The following is an 8,924-nucleotide window of genomic DNA, read 5'->3' as shown; positions in this document are numbered from 1 at the left end:
GAACGCGGCCCTGATCCTCGTCGTCGCGGTGGTCGCGGTGGCCGCCACCGGTACGCGGACCGCCGGAGCGGTGGCCGCGCTGTCGGCGGCCGCCTGGTTCGACTTCTTCCTGACCGTGCCCTACCAACGGTTCACGATCACCGGCCGCCAGGACGTCGAGACGGCCGTCCTGCTGCTCGTCGTCGGCCTGATCGTCTCCCAGCTGTCGGTGCGCGCCCGCCGATTGCAGACCACCGTGATCACCGACGCCGCCCGTCTGGCGAGCCTCCGGGGCACCGCCCGGCTGGCCGAGGACGGCCGCTCGCCGGAGGCGGTCGTCGAGTACGTGCGCAGGGAGCTCGTCGGTCTGCTCGGCCTGCGCGGCTGTCGCTTCGAGTACGGGAACCTGATGGGCGGCCTGCCGCGCCTGGAACACGACGGTGGCGTGTGGCTGCGCCGCCCGGACCGGGTGACCGAGTACGCGGACTGGCCGGACGACGAGACCGAGCTGCGGGTCGTGGGCGGCGGACACTACTACGGCCGCTTCCTGCTGGACCCCCTTCCCGGCCCGCTCCCCCCGGAGCAGGACCGCCTGGTGGCCGTCGCCCTGGCCGCGCAGGCCGGATCCGCCCTGGACACGGCCGGCCTGGACCGCCTGGGCTGACCGGGCCCTCCCGTCCCCTCGCGTTAGGGAGGCGTCAAGAGTTCCCCCTCGCCCGTATGGACACCGTCAAGGCGTCTTAACGCCGGGATGAGGACACGGTTGTCTCGTCATCGGCCATCTGGCCGATTCATTGCTTCCACTTCGCTCAGGAGCTTCACCGAACCGGGCATGGGATACCGCTTCGAACCCTGATCATCCGCCCGCTCGTCACACCACAGAAGAAGAGTCTGAACATGGGACGCGGCAAGCTCCGCATCTACCTCGGCGCGGCACCGGGCGTCGGCAAGACGTACGCGATGCTCTCCGAGGCCCACCGCCGGGTCGAGCGGGGCACCGACTGCGTCGTCGGCTTCGTCGAGCACCACAACCGGCCGCGGACCGAGGTCATGCTGCACGGCCTCGAACTCATCGAGCGGCGCGAACTGGACTACCGCGGCTCCACGTTCACCGAGATGGACGTCGACGCGATCCTCGCCCGGCGCCCCGCCGTCGTCCTGGTCGACGAACTCGCGCACACCAACGTGCCCGGCTCGCGCAACGCCAAGCGGTGGCAGGACGTCGAGGAACTCCTCCAGGCCGGCATCGACGTCGTCTCGACCGTCAACATCCAGCACCTGGAATCCCTGGGGGACGTGGTCGAGACGATCACCGGGGTCCGCCAGCGCGAGACCGTCCCCGACGAGGTCGCCCGCCGGGCCGACCAGATCGAGCTCGTCGACATGTCCCCGCAGGCCCTGCGGCGCCGGATGGCCCACGGCAACGTCTACAAGCCGGACAAGGTCGACGCGGCCCTCTCCAACTACTTCCGGCCCGGGAACCTGACCGCGCTGCGCGAGCTCGCGCTGCTGTGGGTGGCCGACCGGGTCGACGAGTACCTCCAGGAGTACCGGGGCGAGCACAACATCCGCTCCACCTGGCAGGCCCGCGAGCGCATCGTCGTCGGCATCACCGGCGGCCCCGAAGGCCGCACCCTCATCCGCCGCGCCGCCCGGCTCGCCGAGAAGGGCGCCGGCGGCGAGGTGCTCGCCGTCTACATCGCCGCCAGCGACGGCCTCACCTCCGCCTCGCCCAAGGAACTCGCCGTCCAGCGGACCCTGGTCGAGGACCTCGGCGGCACCTTCCACCACGTCATAGGCGACAACGTTCCGGACGCGCTGCTGGAGTTCGCCCGAGGGGTCAACGCCACGCAGATCGTGCTCGGGGTGAGCCGGCGCCGCTCCTGGCAGTCCGTCTTCAGCCCCGGCGTCAGCGCCACCGTCGCCCGCGAATCCGGCCCGGACCTCGACGTCCACATCGTCACCCACGACGAGGCCGCCAAGGGCCGCCGCGGGCTGCCCGTCGCCCGGGGCGCGCGCCTCAGCCGCTCCCGCATCATCTGGGGCTGGGCCGCCGGCATCGCCGGCCCCGCCGTGCTCGCCGTCCTGCTGAGCCAGTTCGTCCCCGAACTCGGGCTCGCGAACGACATGCTGCTCTTCCTCACCTTCACCGTGGCGGCGGCGCTGCTCGGCGGGCTCCTGCCCGCGCTCGCCTCCGCGGCGTTCGGGTCCCTGCTGCTGAACTACTACTTCACCCCGCCGCTGCACGAGTTCACCGTCTCCGACCCCAAGAACATCGTCGCCATCGCGATCTTCGTCGGCGTGGCGGTGTCCGTGGCCTCCGTGGTCGACCTCGCCGCCCGGCGCACCCACCAGGCCGCCCGCCTGCGCGCCGAGTCCGAGATCCTCTCCTTCCTCGCCGGCAGCGTCCTGCGCGGCGAGGACTCCCTCGACGCCCTGCTCGAACGACTGCGCGAGACCTTCGCCATGCAGTCGGTCGTCCTCCTGGAACGCACCAGTGAGGTCGAGCCATGGACGACGGCGGCGTCCGTCGGCACCGGCCCCATCAGCCGGCCCGAGGACGCGGACGTCGACCTCCCGATAGGCGACAACATGGCGCTCGCCCTGGCCGGCCGGGTCCTGCCCGCCGAGGACCGCCGCGTCCTGGGCGCCTTCGCCGCTCAGGCGGCCGTCGTACTCGACCGCCAGCGCCTCGTCGACGAGGCGGAGAAATCGCGCCGGCTGGCCGAGGCCAACCGCATCCGCACGGCCCTGCTCGCCGCCGTCAGCCACGACCTGCGCACCCCGCTCGCCGGCATCAAGGCCTCCGTCACCTCGCTGCGCTCCGACGACGTCGAATGGTCCGAGGAGGACAAGGCCGAACTGCTCGAAGGCATCGAGGACGGCGCCGACCGCCTCGCCGCCCTGATCGGCAACCTCCTCGACATGTCGCGCCTCAACACCGGCACCGTCGTCCCGCTCATCCGGGAGACCGACCTCGACGAGGTCGTCCCCATGGCCCTGGGCGGTGTACCGGAGGACAGCGTCGGCCTGGACATCCCCGAGACGCTCCCGATGGTCGCCGTCGACCGGGGCCTGCTGGAACGGGCCGTCGCCAACATCGTCGAGAACGCCGTCAAGTACAGCCCCCACGGCCAGCCCGTCAACGTCTCCGCGAGCGCCCTGGGGAACCGGGTGGAACTCCGGGTCGTCGACCGGGGCCCCGGCGTCCCCGACGAGGCCAAGAACCGCATCTTCGAGCCCTTCCAGCGCCACGGGGACGCCCCGCGCGGCGCAGGCGTCGGCCTGGGTCTCGCCGTCGCACGCGGCTTCACCGAGGCCATCGGAGGCACCCTCGCGGCGGAGGACACCCCCGGCGGCGGCCTCACCATGGTCCTCACCCTCCCCGTGGCGGGGGACGGCCCTCCGGTGTCGCCGGAGATGCCGACGTCCGCGGTGACCTGACGCCCACGAGCGCCACAACAAGCTCGCCGACCTCCTCGTCGGCCACACCGCCTTCACCCCATCGGCGCAATGGCCGTCAATACACCGTCAAAGTCCCGCGGGACAGCCGTCAGGAGCGCATCAGGGACGTTTCGTTCCCGGCTCCGCTGCTGTTCGCTGATGGGGTTGGACGCGCGGAGGAGTCGGGTGCGGGTGGGTACGGAGAACGTCGTCGGCATCATCATCGCGGTCTGCCTGGCCGGGTACCTGGTCCTGGCGTACCTCTTCCCGGAGAGGTTCTGAGCATGACGACCACGGACGAGGCCGGACGGGAACTCGTGGCGGACGAACCGTCAACATGGCGTAGCCGGCCCGTCAGAGGTGCGTCAGGCTCCGGCCACAACGCCGCCACCAGCCCTAATGTCCTCCTCATGGGACGACGTTTCACACCTGACGCGCCCGGCTCCCAGGACGCCGACGCCGCACATTCCGGATCCTGCGCACACGACCTCCACTGGGCCGGAGAGATGCGCTCGGCCCTCGGTGTCGCGTCCCTCCTGTGCACGGCACTGTTCGCCGTGGACGCCGCTTCCGGGAGGCTCGGTCCGGCGCGCGGCGCCCTGTGGGCCGGCCTGGCCTTCCTCCTCTTCGCCATCATGCTGCCCCAGCGGGTCTCCGTCCGCCCGGGACGGCTGAGCGCACGACGGATGCTGACCACGGACACGGTCCGCACCGACTCCCTCGTCTCGGTCCACTGGACCGACGGGGTGGCCCAACGGCTGGTCCTCCGGGACGCACAGGGCAACCGGGCCGAGATCGACCCGACGGTCCTGACCCGCAATCCGGCGATGTGGCACCTCCTGGACACCGACGGCCGCGCGGCGATCCAGCGCGGCACCCTGCGGGAGGGCGCGACCGCCCTACGGGAGCTGGCCCGGCACATCGACCGCGAGACGGCCCACACGGTCTTCAAGGTCTCCGGTCTGCACTGACCCCCCTCCCACTCCGGTGCCGGCCACTGGTCCCGTGCGTGCCCGCCGTCTTCGACGGGACTTGCCGGGTCGCGGACCTCCCTGCCGCGAGGCCGGCCGGGCGGGGTGCTCACGTCAGCAGGCGCAGCGCCGTCGCCGCGATGCCCAGTCGTACGCTCTGACCCCAGGTCAGCTGCAGGGCGTCCGCCTCCATGCCGTCGCCGAAGACCACGATCCGGTCGGACTCCACCGTCAGCCGCAGCCCCTCGCGCTGGTCCAGATGGCCGCCGACCCTCGTGGTTCCGGTCGCGGGCGACGGCCAGGCTTCACGGACGAACCACAGGAGCCGGCGGTCCGACGGGGCGGGCAGCTGCGCCGTGCTGCCGCGTTCCAGCCACAGGGAGCGCAGCCAGCCGGTGGCGCCGGTGCCGGTGCCGACGAGTACACCGGAGGACGCCTGGGCCTCGCCCGGACCTTCTTCGCCGTCGGGGCCCAGGCGGTAGCGGGCCGTCTGGTGGCCGGGCGAGCCCAGGTAGATCTCGTTCAGCGCGAGGAGGCGCTGGGTGTCGTCGGCGACCGCCTCGACCATGGTCAGGTCTTCCGTCGGCCCTCCGCCGGCCGCGGCGCGCAGGAGGGCGGCCGTGTCGGTGCAGCGGTGACGGACCAGCACTCCGGGGTTGCGTCCCGGGTCGGTGTCGATCCCGACCACGGGCTGTCCGGCGAGGTACTTCGCGGTGTTGGCGACCAGGCCGTCCTGCCCGACCACGACCACCACGTCCTCCGGCGCGAACAGGAAGCGGTCCAGGTCCGCCCGTTCCACCTGGGAGGTGCGCCAGGTGAGCGGCACCGCCGCCGCCACCTCGCGCAGCGCCTGCCGGGTCCGGTGGTGGCGGCCGACCACGTCGTCGATCGAGCGGCCCCGGCTGGAGAGGAAGAAGGCCGCCTGTCCGTGCGTCCCGTGCCGGTCGATCAGCTCCTCGTACTCGGTCCTGCGGTGCACGAGCACCGCCCGGGGCGCCAGGCTCACGCGTCCGCCCCGGTGTCCGGGCGCCCGAGCCTGGCGAGGAGGCCGGTGAGGACGTCCGGAGTGAGCGTGATGCTCTCGACGCGCGGCAGGTTCTCCGCCAGCCGGGTCGCCGCCAGGGCGTACAGCGTGCCCGCGCGGGCCTCGTCGTGCACCCGCAGCCAGGAAGCCTGGGCCTCGGCCCGTGCCGACCCGGTCTCGCGCGCCGCTGCGGCGTCCGCCTGGGCCAGACGGACCTTGCGCGCCGCCTCGGCCTCGGTCCGTACGCCGTCGGCCGCCGCCGCCTCCTCCGCCTCCCGACGGGAGTTGACGCCCCGCTGCTCGATCAGCTGCTCCTCACGCCGGGCCAGTTCGATCTGGCTGGCCAGCTCGTTCTCGGCGATCGCACGCTCCCGCTCGACGGCGACGGCCCGCCGTTCGTAGGTCGCCCGGTCCGCCTCCTGCTGGATCTGCTCGCGGGCCGGTGTGCGCAGGGCGCGCTCCACCTCGGCCTCGGGCCGGATCGCGACGACGCGTACGGCCACCACGTCGATGCCGGTGTCGGGGAGCCGCGGCTCGGCGGCGAGACCGGCTGCGACGCTCCGCCGTACGGAGGCGACCCCGTCCACCAGGGCCACGGCCAGCGGGGTCCGGGCCAGCACGTCCAGCGTGTGCTGCTGCGCGGTCTCGGTGAGGAGGGTGGAGATCTGCTCCAGGGGCGCGCCCCGCCAGCTGCCGGTGTCCGGGTCCACGGAGAAGTCGAGCCGGTCCGCCGCCGCGGCCGGATCGCTGATCCGGTAGGTGACGGTGGCCTGCACGGTGACGTCCTGGAAGTCGGCCGTACGGGCGTGGAACGCCATGGCCAGCTCCCGGTCGTCGACGGGCACTTCGGACAGCGCCGCCGACAGCGACCGGTACCAGAAGCTGAGCCCACGGCCGTCGTGGACGAGCCGGCCGCGCCTGTGGTGGCGGATGTGGGTGGTGGGCGCGGAGCGCAGGTGACGCCAGCCGAAGCGACGGGTGATGTCGGCCATGGTGGGAACCCCCTCGATTTCGTCACCATGACGCTAACCGGCCGCCTACATATCGTCAAGAGGACGAAAAGGTCCCGCATGCGGATCCGCGGGTGGGCGGTGGCGGCGGGTCCCGTCGTGTCGGCTTCTCACCGGGGCGTGGGCCCCGGTGGGTGGCCGCGCAGGACGGCGAGCCGCCGCGCGTACTCCTCGTCGTCGATCTCGCCCCTGGCGTACCGCCCGGCGAGGAGGGCCTCCGCCTCCGTGGTGGCGGGGGTGCCCGGTGTCGCGCGGTCGCCCCTGAGGTTGCGGACCAGCAGGACGGCAGCGGCGGCGATCAGTCCCCAGAGGAGCAGCGTCGTGAAGGACATCGCGAACCAGCCCCAGGGGGCCATGTGGTCGTTCCAGTACATCGCGTGCCTGCCAGATGGGTGTGGGGGGCCGGATGGTCGCGGGCCCCGTCTGTTGCCAGGGTCCCCGGCCGGGCCTGCGCGGGGCATGGGCCGGTCGGGCCCCGGAGAGGGCCACAGGGCCCCTGTCCGGGAGGGAGCCGTCGGCGAAGACTGGAGGCGGACTCGAACCTGGAGGCCGTCCATGAGTGCTCCTTCCCCCACCCGTATCGCCACCGCGCTGTCCCCCGACCACCGTTCGCGCCTGATGGAGCTGGCACGGGAGGTCAACTTCGCCGAAGGGACCCGTCTCTTCCGCGAGGGCGGCCACGCCGACCGGTTCTGGATCGTCCGGTCGGGCACCGTCACCCTCGACATCCACGTGCCCGGTCGGCGCGCGGCCGTCATCGAACACCTCGGCGCCGGACAGCTCGTCGGCTGTTCCTGGCTCTTCAAGCCCTACACCTGGCGCCTGGGCGCCGAAGCGATGACCCCCGTGCGCGCGTACGAGTTCGAGGCCGAACCCGTGCGGATGCTGATGGACGCCGACCCCGGCTTCGGATCGGCCGTCGGGCACTGGGTCGGACAGGTGCTCGCCCATCGGCTCCAGGCCGCCCGGGTCCGCCTGCTCGACCTGTACGCGCCGTACGGCAGCGGCAGCTACCTCTGACCCAACGCACCCCGAGGAACCCGCCATGTCCGCATCCCGCTACACCGTCAGTGACGTCATGACGCACACCGCCGTCGCGATCGGCCGCGAGGCGTCCTACAAGGAGATCGTCGAGCTGATGCACCAGTGGAAGGTCAGCGCGCTGCCCGTCCTGGAGGGCGAGGGCCGTGTGGTCGGCGTCGTATCGGAGGCGGACCTCCTGCCGAAGGAGGAGTTCCGGCGGACCGAGCCGGTGCTTCCCGACCAGCTGGAGGAGGCGTCCAAGGCCGGCGGGACACTGGCCGAGGAGCTCATGTCGAGTCCGGCCGTCACCGTCCATCCGGACGCACCGGTCGCCGAGGCCGCGCGGATCATGGCCCACAAGCGCGTCAAGCGGCTGCCCGTCGTGAACGAGGTGGGCATGCTCGAGGGCGTGGTCAGCCGCAGCGACCTCCTGAAGGTGTTCCTCCGCCCCGACGAGGAGCTCGAGGAGGAGATCCGGCTGTCGGTGCTCACCGAGCTGATGCCGGGGGCGGCCCTGGACTTCGCCGTCCAGGACGGTGTCGTCACCCTGCGGGGTCGGCTACCGGACCGTGCCCTGGTACCCCTGGTCGCGCGGGCGATCCGGGCGGTCGAGGGGGTCGTGGACGTCCGGATGGAGCTGGACAGCGCCGTCGGCACACCCGTCTAGGCGAGAGGGAGTACCAGGCGGAAACCGGTGTGTCCGGGGCGGCTGGTGACGGTGGCGGTGCCGCCGTGCGCCACGGCGACGGCGTGTACGATCGCGAGGCCGAGGCCGGTGCTGCCGGTCGCCCGGGAGCGGGAGTGGTCGGCGCGGACGAAGCGGCCGAAGACCTCGGGCTGGAGGTCTTCGGGGATGCCGGGGCCGTTGTCCGCCACGGTCACGGTCACGCTTTCCGGTCCGGTCGCGAGGGTGACGGTCACCTCGGTGCCGGGCGGGGTGTGCGTGCGGGCGTTGGCGAGGAGGTTGCCGACGGCCTGCTGGAGGCCGCGGGCGTCGCCGGTGACGACGACGGGTTCTTCGGGGAGGTCGAGACGCCAGTGGTGGCCCGGGCCGGCCGCCCGGGCGTCGGCCGTCGCGTCGAGGACGAGGAGGGTGAGGTCGACCTCCGCGCGTTCGAGCGGCCGCCCGGCGTCCAGCCGGGCGAGCAGGAGGAGGTCGTCGACGAGTGAGGTCATGCGCTGCGACTCCGCCTCGATGCGCTCCAGGGCGTGCCGGACGTCGCCCGGTACGGGGCCCCGGTGGCGCAGGGCCAGTTCCGCGTGGCCCCGGACGTTCGCGACCGGGGTGCGCAGTTCGTGGCTGGCGTCGGCGGCGAAGTGGCGCAGCCGCTCCTCACTGGCCTGGCGGCGGCCGAGGGCGTCCTCGACGTGGCCGAGCATGCGGTTGAGGGCGCCGGCGACCTGGCCGACCTCGGTGCGCGGGTCGGCGTCGGGCAGCGGGCCCGGCATGGCGACCTCGCCGCTCGCGAGGGG

General features: G+C 72.8%; 10 protein-coding genes. 6 read left to right on the top strand and 4 right to left on the bottom strand.

Translation table 11 applies throughout. The features are described 5' to 3' along the window. The 4 genes from VR44_RS08850 to VR44_RS08835 form a co-directional block, all read left to right on the top strand. Window positions 1–643: DUF4118 domain-containing protein (locus VR44_RS08850; protein ID WP_045946850.1), on the top strand; the 643-nt coding region annotated here is incomplete at its 5' end. Window positions 644–876: 233 nt separating this feature from the next. Beyond that, entirely contained in the window at window positions 877–3,423 is a 2,547-nt protein-coding gene (locus tag VR44_RS08845; protein WP_045946849.1) for a sensor histidine kinase, read from the top strand. A 192-nt stretch (window positions 3,424–3,615) separates the two neighbouring features. Further along, entirely contained in the window at window positions 3,616–3,705 is a 90-nt protein-coding gene (gene kdpF, locus VR44_RS41910) for a K(+)-transporting ATPase subunit F (RefSeq protein WP_045946848.1), read from the top strand. 128 nt (window positions 3,706–3,833) lie between these two features. Continuing rightward, window positions 3,834–4,394, top strand: coding sequence for a hypothetical protein (locus VR44_RS08835; RefSeq protein WP_045946847.1), 561 nt, complete (start codon window positions 3,834–3,836; stop codon window positions 4,392–4,394). A gap of 109 nt (window positions 4,395–4,503) precedes the next feature. Here the strand turns inward: VR44_RS08835 and VR44_RS08830 are convergent, their stop codons facing one another. The 3 genes from VR44_RS08830 to VR44_RS08820 all read right to left on the bottom strand — a co-directional run bounded on the left by VR44_RS08830 (window position 4,504) and on the right by VR44_RS08820 (window position 6,802). Then, on the bottom strand, window positions 4,504–5,400 hold the full coding sequence (locus VR44_RS08830) for a hypothetical protein (RefSeq protein ID WP_045946846.1): 897 nt from the start codon (window positions 5,398–5,400) through the stop codon (window positions 4,504–4,506). After that, the gene (locus tag VR44_RS08825; RefSeq protein WP_045946845.1) at window positions 5,397–6,410 is read right to left on the bottom strand and encodes an SPFH domain-containing protein; all 1,014 of its coding nucleotides are present in this window, start codon (window positions 6,408–6,410) and stop codon (window positions 5,397–5,399) included. Before VR44_RS08825 ends, VR44_RS08830 begins: the two co-directional genes overlap by 4 nt. A gap of 128 nt (window positions 6,411–6,538) precedes the next feature. Then, entirely contained in the window at window positions 6,539–6,802 is a 264-nt protein-coding gene (locus tag VR44_RS08820; protein ID WP_045946844.1) for an SHOCT domain-containing protein, read from the bottom strand. 181 nt (window positions 6,803–6,983) lie between these two features. Between VR44_RS08820 and VR44_RS08815 the strand changes: the two genes are divergently transcribed. Together VR44_RS08815 and VR44_RS08810 are read left to right on the top strand one after the other, a co-directional pair. Then, a complete protein-coding gene (locus tag VR44_RS08815) occupies window positions 6,984–7,448 on the top strand; it encodes a Crp/Fnr family transcriptional regulator (RefSeq protein ID WP_045946843.1) in 465 nt (154 codons plus the stop codon). A 25-nt stretch (window positions 7,449–7,473) separates the two neighbouring features. Continuing rightward, window positions 7,474–8,118 (top strand): CBS domain-containing protein, encoded by a 645-nt coding sequence (locus tag VR44_RS08810; RefSeq protein ID WP_045946842.1) that lies wholly within the window; start codon window positions 7,474–7,476, stop codon window positions 8,116–8,118. On the opposite strand, the gene VR44_RS08805 is transcribed toward VR44_RS08810, so the two are convergent. Beyond that, on the bottom strand, window positions 8,115–8,924 hold an 810-nt coding region (locus VR44_RS08805; RefSeq protein WP_045946841.1), incomplete at its 5' end, for a sensor histidine kinase. The two genes, VR44_RS08810 and VR44_RS08805, sit on opposite strands and share 4 nt — an antisense overlap.

It is taken from the genome of Streptomyces katrae (assembly GCF_000966975.1).
GTDB classification, from domain to species: Bacteria; Actinomycetota; Actinomycetes; order Streptomycetales; family Streptomycetaceae; genus Streptomyces; species Streptomyces katrae.
The sequence above is the reverse complement of the archived record's forward strand: the minus strand, read 5'-3'. Positions and strand labels throughout refer to the sequence as shown.